The sequence below is a fragment of the Romboutsia sp. genome (assembly GCF_056995035.1).
This window is the reverse complement of the sequence record NZ_JBXKIW010000072.1, coordinates 24,132-48,725: the sequence shown is the minus strand read 5'-3', so window position 1 is coordinate 48,725 and position 24,594 is coordinate 24,132. Positions and strand designations below refer to the sequence as shown.

Annotated in this window: 22 protein-coding genes; all 22 read right to left on the bottom strand. The window is 29.4% G+C overall.

The window, feature by feature from the left end:
• Positions 1–23: 23 nt before the first annotated feature.
• On the bottom strand, positions 24–608 hold the full coding sequence (locus AC11VW_RS11065; protein WP_484301476.1) for a thymidine kinase: 585 nt from the start codon (positions 606–608) through the stop codon (positions 24–26).
• Between the two features lie 114 nt (positions 609–722).
• The gene (rpmE, locus tag AC11VW_RS11060; RefSeq protein ID WP_484301475.1) at positions 723–923 is read right to left on the bottom strand and encodes a 50S ribosomal protein L31; all 201 of its coding nucleotides are present in this window, start codon (positions 921–923) and stop codon (positions 723–725) included.
• A gap of 116 nt (positions 924–1,039) precedes the next feature.
• Positions 1,040–2,608, bottom strand: a complete 1,569-nt coding sequence (gene rho, locus AC11VW_RS11055) for a transcription termination factor Rho (RefSeq protein ID WP_484301474.1) — start codon at positions 2,606–2,608, stop codon at positions 1,040–1,042.
• 361 nt (positions 2,609–2,969) lie between these two features.
• A complete protein-coding gene (gene glpX / locus AC11VW_RS11050) occupies positions 2,970–3,971 on the bottom strand; it encodes a class II fructose-bisphosphatase (RefSeq protein WP_484301473.1) in 1,002 nt (333 codons plus the stop codon).
• Between the two features lie 383 nt (positions 3,972–4,354).
• Entirely contained in the window at positions 4,355–5,248 is an 894-nt protein-coding gene (gene galU, locus AC11VW_RS11045; RefSeq protein ID WP_484301472.1) for a UTP--glucose-1-phosphate uridylyltransferase GalU, read from the bottom strand.
• A gap of 106 nt (positions 5,249–5,354) precedes the next feature.
• Positions 5,355–7,262 (bottom strand): oligoendopeptidase F, encoded by a 1,908-nt coding sequence (pepF, locus tag AC11VW_RS11040; RefSeq protein ID WP_484301471.1) that lies wholly within the window; start codon positions 7,260–7,262, stop codon positions 5,355–5,357.
• Positions 7,263–7,727: 465 nt separating this feature from the next.
• A complete protein-coding gene (gene spoIIE, locus AC11VW_RS11035; protein ID WP_484301470.1) occupies positions 7,728–10,097 on the bottom strand; it encodes a stage II sporulation protein E in 2,370 nt (789 codons plus the stop codon).
• An 88-nt stretch (positions 10,098–10,185) separates the two neighbouring features.
• Entirely contained in the window at positions 10,186–11,106 is a 921-nt protein-coding gene (locus AC11VW_RS11030; RefSeq protein ID WP_484301469.1) for a Ppx/GppA phosphatase family protein, read from the bottom strand.
• A 108-nt stretch (positions 11,107–11,214) separates the two neighbouring features.
• Positions 11,215–11,499, bottom strand: a complete 285-nt coding sequence (locus tag AC11VW_RS11025; RefSeq protein ID WP_484301468.1) for an FtsB family cell division protein — start codon at positions 11,497–11,499, stop codon at positions 11,215–11,217.
• Positions 11,500–11,504: 5 nt separating this feature from the next.
• Positions 11,505–11,999 carry a spore cortex biosynthesis protein YabQ gene (yabQ, locus tag AC11VW_RS11020; RefSeq protein WP_484301467.1) on the bottom strand — a complete coding sequence of 165 codons (495 nt, stop codon included), beginning with the start codon at positions 11,997–11,999 and terminating at the stop codon, positions 11,505–11,507.
• Positions 12,000–12,254 (bottom strand): YabP/YqfC family sporulation protein, encoded by a 255-nt coding sequence (locus AC11VW_RS11015; RefSeq protein ID WP_484301466.1) that lies wholly within the window; start codon positions 12,252–12,254, stop codon positions 12,000–12,002. It lies immediately after the preceding gene.
• Positions 12,255–12,316: 62 nt separating this feature from the next.
• On the bottom strand, positions 12,317–12,559 hold the full coding sequence (locus AC11VW_RS11010) for an RNA-binding S4 domain-containing protein (RefSeq protein WP_484301465.1): 243 nt from the start codon (positions 12,557–12,559) through the stop codon (positions 12,317–12,319).
• Positions 12,560–12,709: 150 nt separating this feature from the next.
• Positions 12,710–13,006 (bottom strand): HU family DNA-binding protein, encoded by a 297-nt coding sequence (locus AC11VW_RS11005; protein WP_484301485.1) that lies wholly within the window; start codon positions 13,004–13,006, stop codon positions 12,710–12,712.
• 60 nt (positions 13,007–13,066) lie between these two features.
• Positions 13,067–14,521, bottom strand: coding sequence for a bifunctional methyltransferase/pyrophosphohydrolase YabN (gene yabN / locus AC11VW_RS11000; protein WP_484301464.1), 1,455 nt, complete (start codon positions 14,519–14,521; stop codon positions 13,067–13,069).
• 116 nt (positions 14,522–14,637) lie between these two features.
• Positions 14,638–16,248, bottom strand: coding sequence for a putative polysaccharide biosynthesis protein (locus AC11VW_RS10995; RefSeq protein ID WP_484301463.1), 1,611 nt, complete (start codon positions 16,246–16,248; stop codon positions 14,638–14,640).
• A 120-nt stretch (positions 16,249–16,368) separates the two neighbouring features.
• Positions 16,369–16,917: a stage V sporulation T C-terminal domain-containing protein gene (locus AC11VW_RS10990; RefSeq protein ID WP_484301462.1), complete on the bottom strand. Its 549-nt coding sequence runs from the start codon at positions 16,915–16,917 to the stop codon at positions 16,369–16,371.
• Between the two features lie 123 nt (positions 16,918–17,040).
• A complete protein-coding gene (locus AC11VW_RS10985) occupies positions 17,041–18,045 on the bottom strand; it encodes a peptidylprolyl isomerase (protein ID WP_484301461.1) in 1,005 nt (334 codons plus the stop codon).
• Between the two features lie 29 nt (positions 18,046–18,074).
• A complete protein-coding gene (gene mfd, locus AC11VW_RS10980) occupies positions 18,075–21,461 on the bottom strand; it encodes a transcription-repair coupling factor (protein WP_484301460.1) in 3,387 nt (1,128 codons plus the stop codon).
• Positions 21,462–21,478: 17 nt separating this feature from the next.
• Positions 21,479–22,039 carry an aminoacyl-tRNA hydrolase gene (pth, locus tag AC11VW_RS10975; RefSeq protein WP_484301459.1) on the bottom strand — a complete coding sequence of 187 codons (561 nt, stop codon included), beginning with the start codon at positions 22,037–22,039 and terminating at the stop codon, positions 21,479–21,481.
• A 14-nt stretch (positions 22,040–22,053) separates the two neighbouring features.
• Complete coding sequence (locus AC11VW_RS10970; protein ID WP_484301458.1) at positions 22,054–22,683, bottom strand: prepilin peptidase; 630 nt, start codon at positions 22,681–22,683, stop codon at positions 22,054–22,056.
• Positions 22,684–22,743: 60 nt separating this feature from the next.
• Entirely contained in the window at positions 22,744–23,529 is a 786-nt protein-coding gene (locus AC11VW_RS10965; RefSeq protein WP_484301457.1) for a prepilin peptidase, read from the bottom strand.
• Positions 23,523–24,584 (bottom strand): type IV pilus twitching motility protein PilT, encoded by a 1,062-nt coding sequence (locus AC11VW_RS10960; protein ID WP_484301456.1) that lies wholly within the window; start codon positions 24,582–24,584, stop codon positions 23,523–23,525. The genes AC11VW_RS10965 and AC11VW_RS10960 overlap by 7 nt, the downstream gene beginning before the upstream one ends.
• Between the last annotated feature and the right edge of the window lie 10 nt (positions 24,585–24,594).

The window sequence follows — 24,594 nt, the reverse complement described above, 5'->3', positions numbered from 1 at the left end:
AGGGTAGGTTGATTATATTCAAATTATTTTTCATCTCTACATACAACATGACATTTTCTGCATCTAGCTTCATAACTTTCTACAGCACCTACTTGTATTATAGGATCATCATATCTTGCAGGCTCTCCATTAATTAATCTTTGCGATCTTGTAGCTGGTTGACCACAAACAGAGCATATAGCTTGTATTTTATCTACAAATTCTGAAACACATAAAAGCTTCGGCGTCGGACCAAAAGGTTCGCCCTTAAAATCCATATCTAATCCAGCTGCTATTACTCGTATCCCTTTATCAGCTAAATCTACAGCTATTTCCACAATTTGTTCATCAAAGAATTGAACTTCATCTATACCTACAACTTGAGTCTTATTATCAATAAAATTATATATTTCTTTAGCACTATTTATAGGTATGGCATTAACACTGTCTCCACTATGAGAAACGACATCTTCTTTACTATATCTGTCGTCTATTTTAGGCTTAAATACAACAATATTTTGTTTTGCTATTTTAGCTCTTTTTATCCTTCTTATAAGTTCCTCACTTTTACCACTATACATAGGTCCTATCACAGCTTCTATGTATCCATGATTGACTGGTCTATACATTTTTAGTACCCCCCTACTGCTTAGAATTTCTACATTTATGTCAATTTAATTAATATTTTCATAATTTATTTCAATAAAATAGGAGTTGGCTGCCCAACTCCACATTTATAAAGATTAACCTATTTGGAATCTCTTTTTGAACTTGTCTATTCTTCCACCAGCTTCTATATTCTTTTGCTTTCCAGTATAGAAAGGATGGCACTCAGAACATATTTCTATTTTTATCTCGTCCTTAACAGAACCAGCTTTGAATGTGTTTCCACAAGCACAACGTACTTCTACAGCTTCGTATTTTGGTTGTATATCCTTTTGCATTCGATTCACCTCTTCTCTTTATTTTATAAATTAAATATATTAATTTTTAGTTTTGCATTATCAACTACACTATTATAACACATGTTTTTTATCGGTACAAGCAGTTTTTATATACTTTAAAGTGCTTTTATTGATTTTACAAATTCATCATTATTTTTGGTTCTTTTCAGTAGTTCTATCACCTTATCAGTGACTTCTAGTATTGAATTATTGCTCATTTCTCTTCTCAATCTCCAAAGAGCAGTTTTTTCTTGATCAGTAAGTAATAAGTCCTCTTTTCTAGTTCCAGACTTGTATATATCTACAGCTGGGAATATTCTCTTTTCAGCTAATTTTCTATCTAGATTTAATTCCATATTACCAGTACCTTTAAATTCTTCGAAAATTACATCATCCATTCTTGAACCAGTTTCTACTAATGCTGTAGCAAGTATTGTAAGCGACCCACCACCTCTTATATTTCTCGCTGCTCCAAAGAATTTCTTAGGTCCATGTAATGCTCCTGGATCAAGTCCTCCTGATAAAGTTCTACCTGTAGGAGATATAGTTAAGTTATAAGCTCTTGCAAGTCTTGTTATACTATCTAATAATATTACAACATCCTTACCATGTTCAACTAACCTTTGTGCCCTATTTAAAACCATTTCTGCGACTTTAACATGATGGCTTGATACTTGATCGAATGTTGAATATATAACATCTCCATTTATCGATTCTCTCATGTCTGTAACTTCTTCTGGTCTTTCATCTATAAGAAGCACTATTAGCTCAACGTCAGGGTGATTTTTTGCTATACTATTTGCCACATTTTTAAGAAGACTCGTTTTACCTGCCTTCGGAGGTGCTACTATTAGTCCCCTTTGACCTTTACCTATAGGAGATACTAAGTCTATAAGTCTCGTAGCTACATCATTTTGACTTCTTTCTAATGTTAATCTTTCCTCTGGGTAAATTGGCGTTAATAATTCAAATGCTTTTCTTTGTATTGCCGTATCTGGATTTTCATCATTTACCTTTTGAACATATAGAAGTGCTCTAAACTTTTCACCAGTCTTTGGATGTCTAGTTATACCTTTTATCTTATCTCCAGTCTTCATATTAAATCTTCTTATTTGAGAAGGCGATACATACACATCATTTTCTGTAGATAAATAATTGGAACCTCTTAAGAAACCAAACCCATCAGGTAAAATTTCAAGAACTCCCATTACTTCATCCTCTTTTGATGTATTAAACTCATCTACTATTTTGGATTCATCCACTACCTTTGGAGCATAGTTATTCTTATTGTTATCATTTCTTAAATTTCCATTATTTATTCCAGATCCTCTGTTTTCATAATTTGTTTGTCTGTTATCATTTCTTGGATATCTATTTTCATTAGTACGAGGATATCTATTTTCATAAGGCTTGACATAAGTTTTGTTTTCTTGTTTAGTCTCTACATATTTGCGCTCTGTTGGTGTACTATCTGAAATACTTTTCTTCTCTTCTTTAACTTCTTCTTTTATGTTTGTTTCTATCTTTTCTACGTTATTCTTATTAGAACTCTCATTAATCATTTCAATAAGTTCACTTTTTTTATATTTACTTATCGATTTTATACCTATTTCTTTAGCTATATCTTTTAATTGCGGTAATGTTTTATTACCCAATTCATCTAATGTTATCTCATTTAAGTTCAAAAAAATCCTCCTCAGCTATATCTCATTTATATATTTTCAATTTATTGTTTTTAGGGAATTAAAGGTGTGAAAAAGAAAAGTTTTACTTTACAATTAATTCTAATAATATCATCTCTAGTACATCACGGTCAATAAATAAAAAAAGTAAAACTGCACATAAACCTAACATTAATCTTTATACATTATATTCTGTACAATTTTTGCACATCTTAAACTCCTATATGCCTATTTTCTATATAAAACTATATTTCTAAAATTCTTTAAATTACAAAACAAAAGCTATAGATCTGATACATTCTATCTATAGCTTTTGTCTTAAAATTAAATTTTAGTACAATCTTATTTAAAAATAAATTATCATTTATTCCATGTTATATTTTTTCATTAATTCAACTAAGATATCACTTTTATCTAAGTTATGTATAGCGTCAACAAATCTTATCGTTCCTGTTTTAGCTCTCATAACTACTGATTGAGTTTTAGCTTTATCATTTCCTACTGGTATTACACCTTTTAATAAATCACCTTCAGTTATACCTGTTGCAGCAAAAAATAACTCATCTCCCTTTGCTAGATCATCTATACTTAAAACTTTTTTAAGGTCTTCATCTGAGAACCCCATCTCATGACACCTAACTCTCTCTTGTTCACTTAATGGATATATTTGTGCTTGCATATCTCCGCCCATGCACTTTATTGCAGCTGCAGTTATTACACCTTCTGGGCCTCCGCCTATACCCATAAGCATATCTATACCTGTTTCTTCAAAGCAAGTTGCTATACCTGTTGCCACATCTCCATCACCAAACATTTTTATTCTAGCTCCTAATTTTCTAGCCGCTTCAACTATATCATTATGTCTTTCTCTATCTTGAACTGTTATAGTCATTTGTGTAGTTCTCTTTCCTAATGCTTTTGCTACATTTACTATATTTTCTTCTGGAGTTTTATTTAAGTCGATACTCCCCTTAGCTTTAGGTCCTACTACTATTTTTTTCATATATGTATCCGGTGCATTTAATAAACTTCCTTTTGACCCCATTGCTATTACTGATATTGCATTAGGAAGTCCTTTTGCTATTAGTGTAGTTCCATCTAGCGGATCTACTGCTATATCAACTTCCATACTTCCTTCTGTATTCATTCCTACTTTTTCACCGATATATAGCATAGGAGCTTCATCTAACTCTCCTTCTCCTATAACTACTTCTCCATTTATCTTTATTGATTCGAAAGCTTTTCTCATCGCTTCAACAGCTGCTCCATCAGCACCATTTTTATCTCCTTTTCCCATAAACTGTGATGATACTAATGCTGCTGCTTCCGTTACCCTAACAAGTTCTAATGCTAAATTTCTATCCATAATATATCCATCTCCTTAGTTAGTATTATTAATGCAAATTATATATCATATTTGTTAATTAGTAAACATATATATGATTTTTTATCAATTAGTGTACTCTATTAGATCATATTTTTGATATAAAATGATTATATACTAAAAATCCGCTTTACTCATATCTCCATATGTCTATAAATAAATCTCATTGCTAAAGCTTAACGGTTAGAAACTAAATAAAAGCTAGCCTTTATTAAAAAGACTAGCTTTTATTTACATCATAGATGCTAATAAACTAAACAGGGTTGTCATACTTGTTGCTACAAGAACAACTACGATAGATACTGCTATAAATTTATTTCTCTTTCTTTGTGTTTTCTTAGACATTTAATTCACCTCAGTACTATTTATTTCTTTTTTTGTGTTTCGTATTTATCACAAACTTTTTTTAAGTAATCTATAAATTCATCTTTAAGCTCAGGTCGTTTAAGAGCAAAGTCTACTGTTGCTTCTAAAAATCCTAACTTATCTCCAACATCATATCTTCTTCCTTCAAAGTTGTATGCATACATAGCTTCTTTTTTAGATAATAATTTTAGTGCATCTGTAAGTTGAACTTCTCCACCTTTACCTGCTGGCAAGTCTTCTAATATATCAAATATTTCAGGTGTTATTATATACCTACCAAGTATAGCTATATTTGATGGAGCTTTACCTGGTTCTGGTTTTTCTACTAAATCTTTAACCTTGTACACTCTATCTTCTATGTGCTTAGCAGATATTATACCATACTTATTAGTATCTTTTGTATCCACTTTTTGCACACCTAATATAGTAGTTCTATATTCTTCATATGCGTCCATAAGTTGCTTTAAGCACGGTACATCGTTATCTACGATATCATCTCCAAGCATTATAGCAAAAGGCTCATCTCCTATAAAGTGTCTTGCACAATAAATAGCATCCCCTAATCCTTTAGGTTCTTTTTGTCTTATATAATGTATATTTATCATATTAGATATCCCCTGAACTATATCTAATAATTCTTTCTTTCCTTTTTGTTCTAACTCTAATTCTAATTCTACTGATTTATCAAAATGATCTTCAATAGATTTCTTATTTCTACCAGTGATTATAAGTATTTCTTCTATTCCAGATGCTACGGCTTCTTCTATTATATATTGTAAAGTTGGTTTATCTACTATAGGCAACATTTCTTTAGGTTGAGCTTTAGTAGCTGGTAAAAATCTAGTCCCTAAACCTGCAGCAGGTATTACAGCCTTTTTTACTTTTTTTTGCATAAATTTAATCCTCCACTAGATTTGTAGATTTGATAAGAAAAAAGCCCTATTAATATAGGACTTTCTTTTTATATTTTAACACTACTAATTATACTTGTCATGTAAATTATTTCCCCATAGTCTTTTCTAATTCTTTTACTAAAGAGTCGAATTTTTTTATAGTCTCTTCTATAGGTTTGGTTGTCGTTAAGTTTACTCCTGCATCTTTAAGCAGATTAGCAGGGTAATCTGAACTTCCTTTTTTAAGGAAATTTATATAGTTATCAGATCCATTAGTCAATATATCCTGAGCAAAGCTGACACCTGCTCCACATCCAGTTGCATATTTATAAACATAGAAACTATTATAGAAATGAGGTATTCTTGACCAACCTACTTTAGCTAATTGATCTACTTCATAATCATTTCCATAGTATTTTTTTAAAAGTTGTCCCCATATGTCATCTAATACTAGTGCATTTACGTTTTCTCCACTTTCAACCATTTCATGTATAGTCTTTTCAAATTCTGCATACATGGTTTGAGTATATAACGTATCTTTAATTAAATCTAAATATTGAGTTATATAGTAGGCTTTTTCTTTATCATTTGAAGCATTTCTTATAAGCACTTCATATAATAATGCTTCATTAGTAATAGATGCTACTTCATGAGTAAATATTGATGGATTCGAGTTAAAATAATTTTGATTTTTTGAACTCATATACTCATATACTGCATGACCTAATTCATGAGCTAATGTAGATACTGATCCCAATGTATTATTATAGTTTGTCAAAATATATGGATGTTCATCATAAACAGATAAACAGTAGGCTCCACTTACCTTATTATCATTAGAATAAGCATCAATCCATTTTTCATTAAATGCTTTATAAATTACATCTCCATATTCTTTCCCAAGAGGAGATAATGCAGAATATATTATTCCTTGACCTTTATCATAGGTAATTTCGTTGTCTACCGGCTCTACTATTGGTACAAACATATCATAATAATATACTTTATCTAACTTTAAAACTTCTTTTCTTAAGCTCACATATTTGTGTAAACTTGATGTATTCTTACTCACCGTATCTATTAACTTGTCATATACCTTAACATCTATATCATCAGATTGTAAGTACATATCTAAAGATGACTTATATCCTCTTTCTGTAGAATAAAATACATTCTTCTTAACTTGACCGACTAGTAATCCTGCTAAAGTATTTATATTATCATTGTATGATACAAACTCATTTTGATAAGCAGTTTTCCTTTCATTTCTATCTCCATATTCTAAAACTATTGAATATTGAGAAGGATTTAAGTTAGTTTTTTTATCCATATTTCTAAAAAGTTCATATACTTTACCTGGTAAAGAAGCCATTGGTGATATGTTTGCAAGTAAATCCTCTGATTTATCATCTAAATAATGATTTTTAGATCTTCTAATGTCATCTAAATACATTCCATATTTTTTCTTTATTTTATTGTTAGATACTATTTCCTTATATTCTTTGTCTGACAACTTAAGTATTTCTAATTCTAAGTCAGAACATATAGCCATATAATCTGTATAGACTTTATTCATATTTTCATTCATATCTAAATATTTATATGAGCTTTTATTAATATCTTGCTTTAATTTTGAATAAGCATAAAGTTTATTTATTCTTATATCCAGCTTCTCTTTTATATCTAATGCAAAAGATAAATGTGTTTGAGATTTAGTTACTTTTCCTATATAATTTTTAAGTTCTTTACTGTCTTTAGTAAAGAACTTTAATTCATTTTTCCATTGCTCATCACCTTTGTACAGAGATTGTAAATTCCAGCATGTTTTACTATAGTCAATTTTTGGTTTTTGCTTCACTTCCTTCTGTGGATTTTCTTTTTCTTCATTATCATTCATTAAAACAATATTACTTGTTTTTGTTATACCTTGACTATAAGCTTTTTCACTCATAGTTACAGTACAAAAAATAGATATACATAAAGGTATAATTACTTTATACAATTTGTTCCCCATAAGAAGCCATCCTTTCAATAAAATTTACTTATATATTAGGATGGCTTTTTTAGTCCATATTATTCAGCTATTACCATTAGACTTTAATTCATTAAAAATACTTATCCACATATTTATACACATATTCACAGGTAGATTTACGACAAATATTTAGTTTTTTCAATGTATATATATTTTTAATTTTTTTTAATTTTATAATTTTTAATACTTTATCAACATATTTTTTATATTTATCAACAGTTTACAACCATTTATTCACCTTTATTGTTGATAATATGACTTTGTTATAAATAATTTCTACAGAATTCAAAATATCTTTATATTGTTTTATTTTGTCGAACTTTGTAATTTCAATATTTATACGTTGTTTAATTTCTTTTTTATAAGTTATCCACATTATATCAACATTTTTTAGATATAATGTGGATAACTTATTTTAATTCTCAATATTTACTTTACTTTTTACTAGCTAGAGTATACTTTAGTTACTAATACCGTCATATCATCATCAACAACGCCACCTTGAATTTCAAGCGCTCTATCTAATATTAGATTTGCAATTTCCTTAGGATTTGTTGTTTCTATGCTTTTTAGAAAATATATAAGCCAATTATCACCCATATTGTTATTTTTTCCTGCATCAAGAATCCCATCAGATACCATGATTATATAATCACCATCTTTTATTTTGACAGTCTTTCTATCTAGTTTTATATCTGATAATATTCCTACAGGAAGCGATGATGATGAAACTAAATCAATATCTTCTTTATCCCTCTTTATATAAGTAGAGCAAGCTCCCATTTTTATAGTTTCTAATATCCCTTTTTTCAAATCTATTATTCCTAAGTCTAATGTTGAAAACATCTCCTCTGAGGATTTTAGTAAAAGCATATTATTTATAGTATTTATTATTATTTCATCTTCAATTTTAGCATCCATCATTTTTTCTAGTATATCAATAGTTATAGAGGATTCCTCATAAGCTTTTTCACCTTTACCCATTCCATCACTTATAGCAACCATATACTTACTATCACTAATATCCATGTGTGTATAATTATCTCCACATAGAATATGACCATCTTTAGACATAGATGCCACATCTGTTATGACCTTATAATTTTGACTTTTACTAAATGTCACTTTACATCGTCCCCCTAAAGAACGACATCCAAATTTTTGAATTGATAAATTTTCTCCCATTATATCAGAAACCACGTCTAATAACTTCTCTTCACACACACAACCACTATTGCATGTTTTCTTTTCTAGCGTTATTTCAAAATCATCTTCACCCTTAGTCGTGTACCTTACTTTATCTACGGATATACTGTTTCTCTCTAACTGGTCATGTATATCCTTTTCTTTTTCTAAATCAAGTACTATGTTACTTTCTAGCTCTTTTGATATGGATTCTATTGCCTTAGACATACTTCTTATCTGATTTGCTATTAGCCTTCTACTCTCTGAGAATTTTGCATTCCAATTATAATCTAGTGCAAATAATTTATAATAATAATTAGATGACTTGATAACAGCTTCTGGCTTTATACATTCTTTTATAAATTCCTTTGATACATCCTTGCCATTTATCTCCCCATTTTCTTCTAATTTTTCTAATATATCATTCATCAATGTATATGTGTGATTAAATTTCAAATCCCAACATCGCCTTCTCATACTACAATCCTTACACTGATCACTATGTATCATATCTATAATACTAGCTATATCCCTTTTGCTCACAACCTTTTCTCTCTCTCTTATCTGATCAAATGTATCTGCTAGGCTATTATAGGCCTTGTTCATGTTCATAAGCCTATTATTAGTTAAGCTCTTGCTTCTCATTATATAATCATTAACAACTTCATTTGAGCCTACGTTAGTTGTTATTATTTTTTCTATTTTAGTAAAAAGCTTGTCTGGTAGGACTAATACAATCAAGCAAGCTATTAATATATCTCTTATTTGAGTTAAACTTGAACCCACTCCAGAAGTATATGCATATAATATCATCCAGCTTAATATATATCCTAATACACAGAAATATTTATTAAGCTTGTTAAATGCTCCACTTACAAGACCTGCAAAAGAAAACATACCCATATAAATAGCTGATGTTGCATTGTTGATTAAAAATGCTACCCCAACTATAACTCCAGACGTAGCTCCCATAGAAGAGCCACCTACAATAGACACTATTAATATTAGTATTGTTGATAAAACTACCCTTATAGATACACCCATAACGGACAAGTCACCAATTCCCATTATACTGAAAGTAACTAGTAAGCTTATAGATATTGCTTCTTCTATGTTCGTTTCTATTTTGCTGTTTGAGTTAGTTAATAATCCAATCCCATATGAAAAAATATAAACAGCAATAAACATTATTACACCTTCCATACCAGCTATTAATATATCATAGATATAACTGCTTGATAGTAAGGCTTGTCCCATTGATATCGGAAGTACTACCAATGCCCCTATCAATGATATCTTCCATATAGAATCTATCTTTTTTATTTTTTTGTTAATGGCCATAAAAATAATCAAACATAAAGTATATTTAAGTATATATGGCATGGTATTTGTAGATAAAAATATTCCTATCAATGTGGATATAAATACAGGTATTCTATATCGTTCTACCCTAGATATATATAAGAAAAATGCGATACCTAGTGGAGCTATGGATCCAATCAATATAGATCTACTTAATAAGAAACCTATTATAGCAAACATTACTGTATTGAAATCAATATATTTACTTATATTTACATAGTTTAAATTTATACTCTTCCCTTTTACACTTACTGCACTTTTCTCCATAAAGATCCCCCTCTTTTGTTTATATTAAAATTGTAGCAAAGAGGGGGGATTGTTTTTTGTCATAATGGGTTTCTATAACTCTAAAATATTAAGACATTTTTTTTGACTTTTGACACATTAAGCCTTCCAAATTATCGTATTCACTTACGGTTATATTTTCTATTTCTAGTTTTTCCATTACTATATCTAATATTTTTACACCAGCAGTTATAATATCTGCTCTTTTAGGCTGTAGCCCTTTTAAGCATTTCTTATCGCTTAGTGTCATGTTTTTTAAACTTTGTAGAATTAGCTCTACATCTTTTTTGCATACTTTACTATTATGTATTTTTTCCATTGAATAAATTTCTAGTTCTTGATTCATTGCACATAAAGAAGTTATAGTTCCTCCTATACCTACAAGATTTTTTATTCCTTTTTCTTTTATATAATTTAAAGTTTCATTTATTTCACTTTCTATGAATCTTGACATCTCTTCAAATTCATCTTCATTGATAGGGTCAGCTTTTAAAAATTTCTCAGTCATTCTTAAAGCTCCTACATTTTCACTTTTAGCAAATTTAATACCTTCTCTATCTCCTATAATGAATTCTGTCGATCCACCACCTATGTCTATAACCAAAATGTTATCATTATTTTCCAATCCTTCTAAAACTCCTCTAAACCCTAAATTAGATTCTTCTTCTCCACTTATTATATCTACATATATTCCTGTCTCTTGTTTCGCTAGCTCCACAAACTTATGCCCATTTTTACTATCTCTAAGAGCCGACGTTCCCATGCTATAAACATACTCACATTTTTCTTCTTTACAAACATTAGCAAACTCTCTAAGTGCCTCTATATTACGATTTATAGCTTCCTCACTTATATATCCTTCTTTATCTACACCTTGTCCAATTCTAGTGGTATTTACAAGTTTTTTTCTATTTTGAATCTTACCATCTATATAATCACCTATTAATAATCTCATTGAATTCGTTCCAATATCTATAGTTCCTATCTTCATAAATATTTCTCCTATCATTACCTTTTAACATTTTAATTTACGATCTATTGAAACTTAATTTAAGCTTATTTAGTCGTTTATAAATCATTGTACACAAAAGAAGGCAACTTAGTCACCTTCTTTTATATCAATATATACTATTTCATCTGGCTTAACCATATTCAAACGATTTCTAGCAGCGGTTTCTAAGTCTTGAGTATCTTCTAGCTGTTTTAGCTTTTCTATCTCTGATTTAGTGTAATCTATTTCTTTGTTTAGATTCGCTATTTCTAATCTGTATTCTTTTGCTTTTGTTATCTGAAATACAAATCCACTAGCTAAACTAAATACCATAAAAACTAAAAACATGCTTATAACTAGAAACTGGCTAGAAAATTTTTTTCTTAAGTTCATCTCATCTACATCCTTTTTTTAATTTTTAATTTCCCTATAGATTTTCTTTTTACAAATCTTGTAGTTGCTAAAAACATATTCGGTATATAAAATATAATATCAAATAAAAAGTGTAATGAGTAGATGATAACGTAATACAAATTGTTTGAAATACTGACTATGTATTTTACTGTTTTCTTGAATAAATTTGTTATGAAATAAACAACTTTATTCATTGCTGTTAAAATAAACTTACTTATGGTGTTGTAATATAAGATAAAACCAATAAATAGCGCCACAAAATGATAATATCTTAACTCAAAAGATTCTATAGCATTTATTGTTATAAATATTATTATAGTAGTTAAAATCCAAAATAATGTATCAAAAAATAAAGAGCAATACTTTATAACTTTGAAATTAGTTTTGAATACTTTATATATATCAAACAATAAACCTATAATTATTCCACCGTAAATAGTTGCATAAAAATAACTTACATCCTGAGTAAATGGAATCATTTACTTAAATACCTTCTTAAAGAAACTTTCTTGTGGCTTTCTTTCTTTTGAGTAAACAATCGAATTAATAGTACCTTCTATGTTTATGATATTTTCATCTAAGCTTAATTTACTCATGTCTAGGTTTTCACCTTCTATTACCATTTCACCTGCAGAAGTTCTTACTTCTACTTTTTTATCATTAAAAGAGTAAATGTGTTCTATCCCCGAAACAACTAAACTTTCCCTACCTTTTAATGTTATGTTATGTTCCATAATATCCCCCCAGTAAATATTTCTATTAATACTACTATAAATATACTGAAGAGTTTATTATTTTATTCTATTATCTCAAACATTTCTTTTGCATCATTTTTTAATACATGTTCTCTTATCTCATTTATTTTAAGTTTCATTACCTTTTCTCCGAAAGTAACTTCCAATATGTCTCCTATAGCAACTTCAGATGAAGACTTAGCTGATCTCCCATTTATAGTAACTATTCCTTTATCACAAGCCTCTTTAGCAACCGTTCTTCTTTTTATTATTCTTGATACTTTTAAAAACTTATCTAACCTCATTTGTTGCTCCTCCTAACATCATGTAATATTGTAATCTATATAAAATTTATATTCATTAACTCATTATTTAAGTCATTAATTTCTATATGTAAACTAATTTTTATATAGAAAAAGTGTGGTATATTATCCCACACTTTATCAATTTAATAATTATGCATTTATTATATCTTTAAGACCTTTTCCAGCTTTGAAAACTGGAGCTTTAGAAGCTGGTATTTCTATAACTTCTTCTGGGTTTCTTGGGTTTCTTCCTTGTCTAGCAGCTCTTTCTCTTGTTTCAAATGTTCCAAATCCAACTAATTGAACTTTTTCTCCTTCTACTAATGCTTCCTCTACAGATTTCATAAAAGCATTTAATGCAGCTTCTGTTTCCTTCTTTGTTAATTCACTCTTTTCTGCCATTCTTGATACTAATTCAGCTTTGTTCACGATACTACCTCCTAAAATGTTTATAAAATAGAATTCTGATTTTTCAGTAAAAATTCTAGTTTTTTATTTAACTTATTTTTATAATTTATTGTCTTTCGCCTTGTTCCAAAGTTCGTCTTTTTCTTTAAGTGTCATCTCTCCAAAATTTCTATTAAGATTTTTGGCACTTTGTTCCATAAATTCAAATCTATTGATGAATTTTTGGCTTGTACAATTTAACGCTTCTTCTGGATCTACTTTCAGGAATCTAGCTAAATTTATTATAGAAAACAATAAATCTCCTAGTTCTTCCCTTATGTATTTTATATTTCCTACTTTACATTCGTCAAGTAATTCTTTGTATTCTTCTTCAATTTTTTTAAATACATCCTCTATATTGTCCCAATCGAACCCTACAAGAGCTGCCTTATATTGAATCTTTTCTGCTTTTATAAGAGCTGGTAAATACTTTGGTATTCTCTTTAATCCATCAGTTATAGAACTCTCGCCTTTTTCTTGCTGCTTTAGTTCTTCCCACGTTTTTTCAAATGTATCCATATCTATATCTGCATTATTAAAAACATGAGGATGTCTATGTATAAGTTTTGTACATATTCCATTAACTACTTCTTTTAGATCAAAGTAACCCTCTTGTTGACCTATTTGACAGTGGAATATTACTTGTAAGAGGATATCTCCTAATTCTTCTATCACTTCATCTGTATCGTCATTATCAATAGCTTGGCAAAGCTCATAGGCTTCTTCTATAACGTATTTTTTAAGAGATTGATGGGTTTGTTTTTTATCCCAATCACATCCAGATGGACTTCTTAATGTACTCATTATTTTTTCTAAGTCATGTACAGTATTATACATGTTTTTAGAACTTTTTGGTATATATAAGCTACTTAAATAATCAAATAAATTTTCACTTCTATCAAGTTCGTGTAGTTGTACATACTTCTTACTCTCTAGATTCTTAACACCTGCACCATTTACTATACATACTTCTTGATCATAATCATAATATTCCATTAGCTTTAGCTTTATATTCGATGCCATAAAATTATCATATATTTGAGTTATTATCATGCTTGTATTTGTATCTATGTATGAATTTTCTATTTCAAAAGCATCTACTAACTTAAATCCATCAGCAGGATCAATTGCTAAATAGTTAAACATAGCATCTACAAAGCTCATAGAAGCAATAGTTTCAACTTCTATATTCTTTTCCTTTGCTATTGATTCTATTATACTTACAGTCCTTTCTGCAACCCTTGGATGCCCTGGAACTGCATATACTAAATCCCCCTCTTTTGATAAGTTTATAATGAATTCAGAAATTTTGCTATATACATTTTCAAAATTTTCTTCTTTATCATAAAAATAATCTAGGGAAGTATATTTTATAGTGTCTTTAAGCCTATCCACAGTTGGATGCTTTTCAGTTCTTAAAAATATTCTTGAACTTGATTGTAATACTTCTAGTGCACCTTGACTAATAAGAGAATAATCTCCTGGGCCAAGTCCTACAATACTTATCTTACCCATAATATCACTCCTCTTAGTTTATTTCAATTATCATAAATTGTATACGTATTTCAATACAAATAAAGGAAATTCACTATTTATAAGTATTTCCTTTATTTGTGTATATATTCTCTTTACTATCTCATAAGGTTAAGTTTTTTAAGTAATTTATAAATCTTTTCACCTTTTGGCATCGTTAATATTTCTTCTTTTTTGATTCCACCTATGAATAAAATCACCACTATATAAACTAATCCACCTATTGCTATCGCTGCAACAGTAGCTAATTTACCACCTATTATTCCTGCTAATACTCCATAACTTAATCTAACCACTATAAACATTGTTATAACCGTTATTAATGGTTTTATAATAAATTCTTTAAGTGAGAATTTTATATTCATAGCTTTTCTTACATAAATTATTTGAATTATAGCTGCAACTAAGTATGCTGTAACTGTCCCAAGTGCAGAACCTAAGACATTTATCTCTGGTATTACTGTTAAAGTATAACTTATCACTATCTTAGCTACCATACCTATACATAATGCTATAACAGGTACTATAGGTTTACCCATACCTTGTAGTATACCACTCATAGTTTGCATTAGTCCTAAGAATACAACACATGGTGTAAGAACAAGTAATATTGTTCCTATACTTGCTGGTTCTTTAGGATATAAAAGTTGCATTATTGGAGTTGCAAGTGCTGCTAGTCCAAATGCCGCTGGTAAAACTATAAATAAAGTTACTTTTATAGCACTCTTAGTGTCTTTTCTAGCTTTAGCTTTATTTCCTGTAGCATAAGACTCTGATATAGAGGGAACTAAACTCATACTCATAGCTATTGTTACAACTGATGGTAAATTTATTATAGCCATAGCCATACCTGTTAATTGACCAAACATTGATAAAGCTTCATCTGGTGTAAATCCAGCTTCAGTAAGTCTTCGAATAACTATCATACTATCTATCATACCTACTAAAGGCATAACAGACGCACCTATTGTTATAGGTATCGCAACTACTAAAAGCTTCTTTAATATTCTACTAACAGATTCATCTTTAAAATGTTGACTAGCTTTTTTCTCCGTCTTACGTTGTTTTCTTTCTCCTATATATATTGCTACTAAATAGATTGTAGACGCTACAGAACCCACAGTGGCACCTGCTATGGCTCCCGCTGCTCCTAATTCAGGTCCATATTTATTCATTAGTAAATATGCTAATCCTAAACCTAATATAACTCTAAAAAATTGCTCACTTATTTGAGATACTGCAATCTTTGCCATTTCTTTTTTACCCTGGAAATATCCTCTATAAGAAGACATCATTGGCACAAATAAAAGCGCTGGAGCAATAGCCAACATTGCATAATATGCATCTGGGTTTTTCATTGCAGTAACTATATATCGAGCTCCAAAGAAGAATATACAAAATGCTATTAACCCAGTTATAAACAGTACTGTATATGATACTTTGAATATTTTATGTACTCCTTTATAATCTCCAATTGCATTTTTTTCTGAAACTAACTTAGCAAGCGCAGTTGGAAATCCAGCTGTTGCTAAAGTTAAAAATAAAGTATATACAGGATATACTGCTTGATAATATCCCATTCCCTTTGCACCAATTAAGTTTCCAAGAGGTATTCTAAAAAATGCACCCATTATTTTTACGATTATACCTGCCATCCCAAGTATAAGGGCACCTTTTAAGAATGAGTCTTTATTTTTGTTACTATTCATAACACGACCTCCATTTGATTTATATAACAAACCTTAATATATCATATATTCAATAGTATATTCAATATATTACTACAACTTTAAAAGACCCTAAAATATAGGGTCTTAGTTTCAAAATAATTATTGAACTTGTTTTCCTAGGAAGTTAGCTGCTATTTTTAATATCTTTTCTTCTACTTCTGTTAGATCTTCTGCTTCTTTTGCTTCTTTTGATACTAATATTATAGATCCTATACAATCACCAGATGAGCTAACTATTGGCATTACTATTTGCTTGCCATATTCCATTGCATCATCCTTATGTAGAGGCACTAATTTGCTATCCTTAGCATATTTTACTTCTCTATTTTCTATTAATGCTTCTAATTCATCACTTATACTTTTTTCTTTGTACTCTTTTTTAGGTAATTTAGATACTGCTATTATAGAATCTAAATCTGTAACTACTACTCCATGACCTAAAGTTTCTCCTAAAGTTTCTGTATATTCTTGTGCAAATTCATTTAACTCTCCTATTGGTGAATATTTTTTAAGAATTACTTCTCCATCCTTAGCTGTGAATATTTCTAGAGGATCTCCTTCTCTAATTCTTAAAGTTTTTCTTATTTCTTTAGGTATAACAACTCTTCCTAGATCATCTATTCTTCTAACTATTCCAGTCGCTCTCATATATAATTTATCCCTCCATTAGTAACTTTAGGCTTATTTTTACCAATCATAAGAAAAATATACAAAAAAAGCTATATATTAGTTAATATATGGCTTTTTTAATAGAATTAAATAATTCAAATTTTATAATTTTATTTTATTTATTACATCTTCATTTTTTTCAACTTTAGCTTTTTTTGAAAGCTTTTCTATTTGCTTTAAAAACTTTTCATTTAATAAAGTATCTTTTATTGAATTTTTTACCTCTTTATAAGGAGTTTGCTCATCTTTTTTATCTGTTACTTTTATTATATGATATCCAAATTGAGATTCTACTATATCAGATATTTCACCAATTTTTAGAGCATATGCTGCTGCTTCAAACTCAGGCACCATTTGACCTTTTGCAAAGTATCCTAAGTCTCCACCTTGACTTCCTGAACCTGGATCATCAGAATTTTCTTTCGCTAATGCTGAAAACTCTTCTCCAGCCTTAGCTTTTTTGAGTATATCTTCAGCTTTCTTTTTAGCCTCTTTTTTCTTAGCTTCAGAAAGAGGTTTATTATTTTTATCTACAGTAGATATTAGTATATGAGATGCTCTTACTTCATCTTTATAATAATCTTTTTCATGATCTTCATAATACTTTTTCATTTCTTCATCTGATATTTTTGTTGTTTTATTAAAGTTATTTTTATAATTTTGTAAAGCTAAATCTTGTTCTTGTTGATTTTTTAAATACTCATCATTAATTCCTATTTTTTCTAAGTTCTTCTTGTACTCTTCATCAGAATCAATGTTTTTTTTCAATTCTTTAAACTTCTTATCTACTTCTTCTTTAGACGGTAATAAATTTTCTTTCTTAGCTTCTCCATATATAACTTCTGTATCTATCATTTGTTGAAGCATTATTTCTTTAAATTGGTCTTTATATTTTACTCCCTTTTCTACTTCTGTATCCCATATAGTTGATCCATGCATAGATTCTACTGATTGCTTATATAGCGCTAATGTTTTTTCATAGTAACTTGAAGTTATATCTTTTCCATTTATTGTTGCTACTACTTCGTCTCCTTTTACACTGCTCCCACAAGCAGTCATAGATATACCTAATATGATAGATACAGCTACTGACATTATCTTTTTCAAAATTTAAACACCCTTTCTTCATTATTAAATTATTTTATACTACTCATCTTCTCTAGTAGTTCTTCCAATTCTACTACAATATTATACCCTATTTTTTCCTTTGTCTTGTATCTAGTTGTTGGAATTAATAATATTTCATCTTTAAGTTGTCTAATTTTTTCTATCTTTAACTTCTTGCATAAAGTCTTTATATATGCTATTTTCAGTAAAGATTGAACAGCTTTAGGCATATCAGAGAATCTATCTTCTAATTCATCTTGTACCTCTTGCATATCTTCCTTATTTTCAATAGAAGCAATTTTTTTGTACATTTCTATTTTAGTCAATTCATCACTTATATAAGTATCTGGTATATATGCATTTACACTTAAATCTATTTCAACATCTACATCCTCAATCATAAATTCGCCCTTAACTTTTTTAATAGCTTCATTTAACATTTTTACATATAAATCATATCCTATGATAGCCATGTGACCATGTTGTTGAGAACCAAGTATATTCCCTGCACCCCTTATTTCAAGGTCCCTCATAGCTATTTTAAATCCTGAACCAAATTCAGTAAACTCTCTTATAGCCTTTAATCTTTTCTCTGCTATTTCACTAAGTACTTTATCTTTTTCATACATTAAATAAGCATAACCTTGTCTAGAACTTCTTCCTACCCTACCTCTTAACTGATAAAGTTGAGCAAGTCCCATCTTATCTGCATTATATACAATCATAGTATTTGCATTAGAAATATCCATACCAGTCTCTATTATAGTAGTACAAACTAATACATTATATTCTTTGTTTAAGAATCCTAAGATTATATTTTCAAGGTCCTTAGAAGTCATTCTACCATGTGCTACAGCCACTTTAGCATCTGGAACTAATCTTTTCACCATACTAGCCATCTCTTCAATATTCTCTACTCTGTTATATACAAAAAATACCTGACCGCCTCTTCCTAACTCTCTTTCAATCTCATCTTGTATAATACTTTCCTTACCTTCTGTAACATAAGTAATTACAGGATGTCTTTCTAGAGGAGGTTCTTCTATAACGCTCATATCTCTTATACCACTTAAAGACATATGTAGCGTTCTAGGTATAGGAGTTGCTGATAATGTAAGTACATCTACAGTTGACTTAATTTTCTTAAGAGATTCCTTATGTCTAACTCCAAATCTTTGCTCTTCATCTATAACAACTAAACCTAAATTAGGTAAATTTATATCCTTAGATACAATTCTATGAGTACCTATTAACACATCTACTAAACCTTTTTTAGTATCTTCTATGATTTGTTTTTGTTGTTTAGGAGTCTTAAATCTACTTAATACCTCTACTCTTATGGGATAGTTTTCAAATCGCTCTTTAAAAGTATTGTAATGCTGCTGAGCAAGGATTGTAGTAGGAACTAATAATGCAACTTGTTTTTGCTCCATACAAGCCTTAAATACCGCTCTTATCGCTACCTCCGTCTTGCCATACCCAACATCTCCACAAATAAGTCTATCCATAACCTTATATGATTCCATATCCTTTTTAGTTTCTTCTATCGCCTTTAACTGATCATCAGTTTCTTGATGAGGGAATAAAGACTCAAACTCACCTTGCCAAGGAGTATCTTTTTCAAACTTATATCCTTTTATCTTTTCACGTCTAGCATAAAGTTCTATAAGGTCTTTAGTCATATCTTCTATTTCTTTTTTAACCTTAGCCTTTGCCTTAGTCCATTCGTTGCTACCTAACTTATTTAGCTTAACCTTATCTTCTTCAACACCAATATACTTTTGAACCTTGTCCATTTGGTCTATTGGTACATATAAATTATCTCCACCTTGATACACTATCTTCATGTAGTCTTTTTTAATAGCATTTACAGTAATTTGTTCAATACCCGTATATCTACCAACCCCACTATTTTCATGTACTACATAATCCCCAACATTTAAATCTAAGAAAGAATCAATCTTCTTGCCTTTTTTAGATTTCTTAGACTTAGAAGTAGATGTTCTCTTATGAACACCTATCATTTCATTATCAGTTATAAGTGCAAATTTTATAGACTTATACTCAAATCCACTAGTTATACGAGCTGATGTAATTATAATTTGAGAAGATTTTATCTCTATATCTCTACTTTCAGATATAGTTGCTTCTATCCCTAAATCTAATAACTCTGAATTTAATTTTTTAGCTCTTTCCAAAGTATTAGTAGCTAAAACTATTTTATATCCGTTATATTTTAATCTATTTAATTCTTCTACAAGAACATCCACCTTAGCATTAAAAGTAGGAATTTCTCTACATTCAAAATTAACAATAGACTTTATATTAAAATCATTTATAGGCTTTGGAAGTAACGTATTTAAAACTAATTTTTTATCAGATCCTATAAATTCTAAGTCACTGTAATGATATAATAAATTACCTTGGGCCTTAAGAGCTGATCCTCTTTCAAGATTTAATTTATAATTTTCTTTAAACTCATTTATATAATTTTCACATCTTTCCTTAACTCTGCTTATATCGTTTACAAATACGATTGCATCATCTTTTAAATATGTGAATAAACTTTTATTTTCATCTGTATATACATAATCAATATAGTTTTCTACACCTTGGAAATACGTTTTACTAGATATATTATCTACATCAGTAGAGACATCTTCATTAGTGTATTTTGTAATGTCATTTTTAATTCTATTAACAGCTTCATCAGTTTTTTTAGGATATATAAATTCTCTAGATGGAGTTATAGAAAATTCATTAATCTTATCAATAGATTTTTGTGAGAAAACATCAAAAGTTCGTATAGAATCTATTTCATCATCAAATAATTCCATACGAATTGGATTTGTATATTCTAGTGAAAATATATCTATAATTCCACCCCTAATGCTAAATTGTCCAAAACCTTCTATCTTCGAAACCCTTTCATAACCTAAAGAAACTAACTCATCGCTTAGTTCTTCTAAGTTAACACTATCCCCTATTTTATAGGTAAGTATATTTTGTAATAAAACATCCTTAGGAATGTATTTCTTTAATATAGCTTCAATAGAGGTTACCAAAATTATATCCTCACCCTTAGCTAATTTTAATAACACTTTTAATTTTTTTGCTTCTTCATTTCGGTCCTTTGCATCTAAATGATAAAAATAGATATCTTGGTAACCCAGATATTCTACTTTATCCTTCATATAAAAACTTAAATCATCATATGCCTTTTTTGCTTCTAAATCACTACTCGCTATAAAGACAGTCTGCCTAGATAGGTCTCTGAATATAGAATAGGCAACATGAGGTTTTTGCACTGGTAAAAGGCCATTAACTAGTAATGAGCCTTTATTATTAGTTATGCAATTTATTACATCTTTATATTCTTTTGAATTTTGCAAAGGGTATACAAAAACATCATTCATATATAAATCCCCTCTCACTATCCGTTGTATTTGTTCATAGACATATCAATATTTTCTCTTATAATACAGTCTACTGCACGATATGCTTTTTCAAGTCCATTTTCTAAATCTATAGCTTCTTCTTTTCTAAATCTTGAAAGAACAAAATCAGCTAAATCTTGACCTGGCATTGGTTTTGATACACCAACTCTCACTCTTGGAAAATCTGTAGAACCTAAACACTTTGTAATAGATCTCATTCCATTATGAGTTCCACCGCTGCCTTGTTTTCTAATTCTTAACTTTCCAACAGCTAGGTCAATATCATCATACACTACTATTATATTGCTCAAATCTACTTTGTAGTATTTATATATATCTATTAAAGTTTCACCACTTAAATTCATATATGTTTGTGGTTTAACTAACAGAACTTTTTCAGAACCAATTCTTCCTTCACCAATTAAAGCCTTATGCTTTATCTTCGTCACCGATATGCCATATTCCTTTGCAAGAATATCTATAACCTCAAAGCCAACGTTGTGTCTTGTTTTATCATATTGTTTTCCTGGATTACCTAACCCTACTACTACGTACATTTTAGTCTCCTCCTTTAGTTACTTATTATGTCAAAATATATTTTTAATATATCATAATTGGTCAACATTATTGTTATTGTAGCTAATGATATAAATGGTGCAAATGGTATTTTTCTTATTTTCTCAATTTTTAGTAAAAGTATATACAAACAATATATACAAGCTAGAACAAAAGATAGTGATATTAAATAAATTGCATAGTTATGTCCAAGTGCAAAACTGCACAGAGTATATAATCCTATGTCTCCTTGTCCTAATCCTTTTGTTATAATCGCTATTATGTATGCTAAAAAAAGCCCAATTATCATTGCTGATATGTGGCTTACTGGGTTTGTGTCTATATTTATTGTTATTAAAAAAATTGCACCTTGAATTATTATACCACTAAGTACGGTTATATCATATATGTATGTTGTGTGATAATCTATTATTGAAATTATTATTATAAAGGGGGTTAGTGATAAGTACTTTATACTTTCTGTACTTAGTCCATATTTATAATAAATTAAAATCATTGATGATATGGTTGTTATGTAAATTACTATTGCATTTACTTTATTTTTGTTTAACTCGTCACATATTTTATATAGCTGTTTGCTACATATGTGAGATATTATTATTGAAATTATTATTATATAAATCATAAGGTTATAAATAATAGTAGGGTCAATTTAATTATTGACCCTGCATTTCATATTTAATCATTAAAATAATCCCATATACCAATTTATTATATTAGTTCCACATAGAACAACTATTAATGCACCCACAGATATAAATGGTCCGTAAGGTATCATTGAGTTATATTCTTGTTTTTTTATCTTGCTATATATTATAGTCACTATCCCGTATATAGCTCCTACATATACACTTAGAAGTATGGTTAATAATCCACCCTTAACACCTAAAAATAATCCTATCATTGCGAAGAGCTTTATATCTCCTCCACCCATGACTTCTTTCTTTATTATCAATTCTATTAGGTATATTAAAGCTAACATGCCTCCACCACAGATTAACGCTCCTAGTAAGCTATTTTTTATTCCTATCCCTTGACCTAATGCATTGACTATTATTGCAAATACTGAACCAAATATTATTAATTCATCTGGTATTATGTAGTGGTCTATATCTATAAATGTTATTATTACAAGTAGCGATACTAGTAATAGATAGTATAGTGTTATAACATTATATCCGTACACGCTATATACTAATACAAACAGTATTCCTGTTAATAACTCTACTAGTGCATATCTTGATGATATCTTTTGTCCACAGTATCTACACCTTCCTCTTAATAAAGTCCAACTTAGTATAGGGACTAAATCTAGTGATTTTAGTCTCGTATTGCAGTTGTAGCAATGCGATGGTGGATTTGCTATTGATTTTTTTTCTGGTATTCGGTAGATGCATACGTTGAAGAAGCTACCGAACGTTATCCCCATTATAAATGATATTATTATAAAATATATATCCATTTCTAACATCTCTCTCCTACTAACCTATTAGTATACTCATAATCAGTACATCTACTTAGCACACTTTCCCTGGAAATAAAACCTTGTCTATATAAATTAACTAACTCTTGATCCATAGACTGCATACCTTGTTTACTTCCTGTATGTATTATATTTTGTATCTGATATGTCTTATTTTCTCTTATAAGATTTCTAATCGCAGGATTTGATACCATTACCTCTAAAGCCGCAACTCTTCTTCTTCCATCTATAGTTTGAACAAGTTGTTGAGATACAACACCTTCACAGACAGTTGATAACTGAGTCCTTACCTGTTGTTGTTGCTCTGATGGGAACATGTCCACTATTCTATCTATCGTCTTAGCTGAACCTACCGTATGTAGAGTTGAGAAGACCAAGTGACCAGTTTCAGCAGCTGTTAGTGCTATTGATATAGTCTCTGGATCTCTCATCTCTCCTATTAGTATTACATCTGGATCTTGACGAAGTATCGCTCTTAATGCTGAGTTGAAATTTTCTGTATCTTGACCTATTTCTCTCTGATTTATTAAGCCTTTTTTGTGATGATGTACATACTCTATTGGGTCTTCTAGTGTTATTATATGTCTTTGTTGATTTTCATTTATTATGTCTATAAGACTGGCTAGGGTTGTACTTTTACCACTTCCAGTTGGTCCTGTCACTAATACAAGACCTTTATGTTTTTCTGTAAAAGTTTTTAGGATTTCTGGAAGTCCTAACGTTTCAAAAGATGGTATTTGTGATGTTATTGTTCTTATTGCTATTGCATAGTTTCCTTTTTGCTTATATGCATTTACTCTGAATCTTTCTCCACTTTCTATAGCTACTGAGAAATCGCACTCTCCATGTTCTTCTATTCTTTTGAAGTTCTTTTCTCCTGCTAGTTCTTGTGCCATTTCTTTCGTATCATAGTTATTTAGTATTTTATCTGTTAGTTTTATAAATTTTCCTTTTATTCTAGCTATTGGAGGACTTTCTACTGTTATATGTATGTCTGAAGCTCCTAGCTCTATTGCTATCTTTAGTAAATCAAATATGTTCATGATTTTCTCC

Coding starts and splice junctions, on each gene's coding strand:
- AC11VW_RS11065 (WP_484301476.1), bottom strand. CDS start 608: ATGTATAGACCAGTCAATCATGGATACATAGAAGCTGTGATAGGACCT.
- rpmE (WP_484301475.1), bottom strand. CDS start 923: ATGCAAAAGGATATACAACCAAAATACGAAGCTGTAGAAGTACGTTGT.
- glpX (WP_484301473.1), bottom strand. CDS start 3,971: ATGGATAGAAATTTAGCATTAGAACTTGTTAGGGTAACGGAAGCAGCA.
- galU (WP_484301472.1), bottom strand. CDS start 5,248: ATGCAAAAAAAAGTAAAAAAGGCTGTAATACCTGCTGCAGGTTTAGGG.
- pepF (WP_484301471.1), bottom strand. CDS start 7,262: ATGGGGAACAAATTGTATAAAGTAATTATACCTTTATGTATATCTATT.
- spoIIE (WP_484301470.1), bottom strand. CDS start 10,097: ATGGAGAAAAGTGCAGTAAGTGTAAAAGGGAAGAGTATAAATTTAAAC.
- AC11VW_RS11030 (WP_484301469.1), bottom strand. CDS start 11,106: ATGAAGATAGGAACTATAGATATTGGAACGAATTCAATGAGATTATTA.
- AC11VW_RS11025 (WP_484301468.1), bottom strand. CDS start 11,499: ATGAACTTAAGAAAAAAATTTTCTAGCCAGTTTCTAGTTATAAGCATG.
- yabQ (WP_484301467.1), bottom strand. CDS start 11,999: ATGATTCCATTTACTCAGGATGTAAGTTATTTTTATGCAACTATTTAC.
- AC11VW_RS11015 (WP_484301466.1), bottom strand. CDS start 12,254: ATGGAACATAACATAACATTAAAAGGTAGGGAAAGTTTAGTTGTTTCG.
- AC11VW_RS11010 (WP_484301465.1), bottom strand. CDS start 12,559: ATGAGGTTAGATAAGTTTTTAAAAGTATCAAGAATAATAAAAAGAAGA.
- yabN (WP_484301464.1), bottom strand. CDS start 14,521: ATGGGTAAGATAAGTATTGTAGGACTTGGCCCAGGAGATTATTCTCTT.
- AC11VW_RS10995 (WP_484301463.1), bottom strand. CDS start 16,248: ATGAATAGTAACAAAAATAAAGACTCATTCTTAAAAGGTGCCCTTATA.
- AC11VW_RS10990 (WP_484301462.1), bottom strand. CDS start 16,917: ATGAGAGCGACTGGAATAGTTAGAAGAATAGATGATCTAGGAAGAGTT.
- mfd (WP_484301460.1), bottom strand. CDS start 21,461: ATGAATGATGTTTTTGTATACCCTTTGCAAAATTCAAAAGAATATAAA.
- pth (WP_484301459.1), bottom strand. CDS start 22,039: ATGTACGTAGTAGTAGGGTTAGGTAATCCAGGAAAACAATATGATAAA.
- AC11VW_RS10970 (WP_484301458.1), bottom strand. CDS start 22,683: ATGATTTATATAATAATAATTTCAATAATAATATCTCACATATGTAGC.
- AC11VW_RS10965 (WP_484301457.1), bottom strand. CDS start 23,529: ATGTTAGAAATGGATATATATTTTATAATAATATCATTTATAATGGGG.
- AC11VW_RS10960 (WP_484301456.1), bottom strand. CDS start 24,584: ATGAACATATTTGATTTACTAAAGATAGCAATAGAGCTAGGAGCTTCA.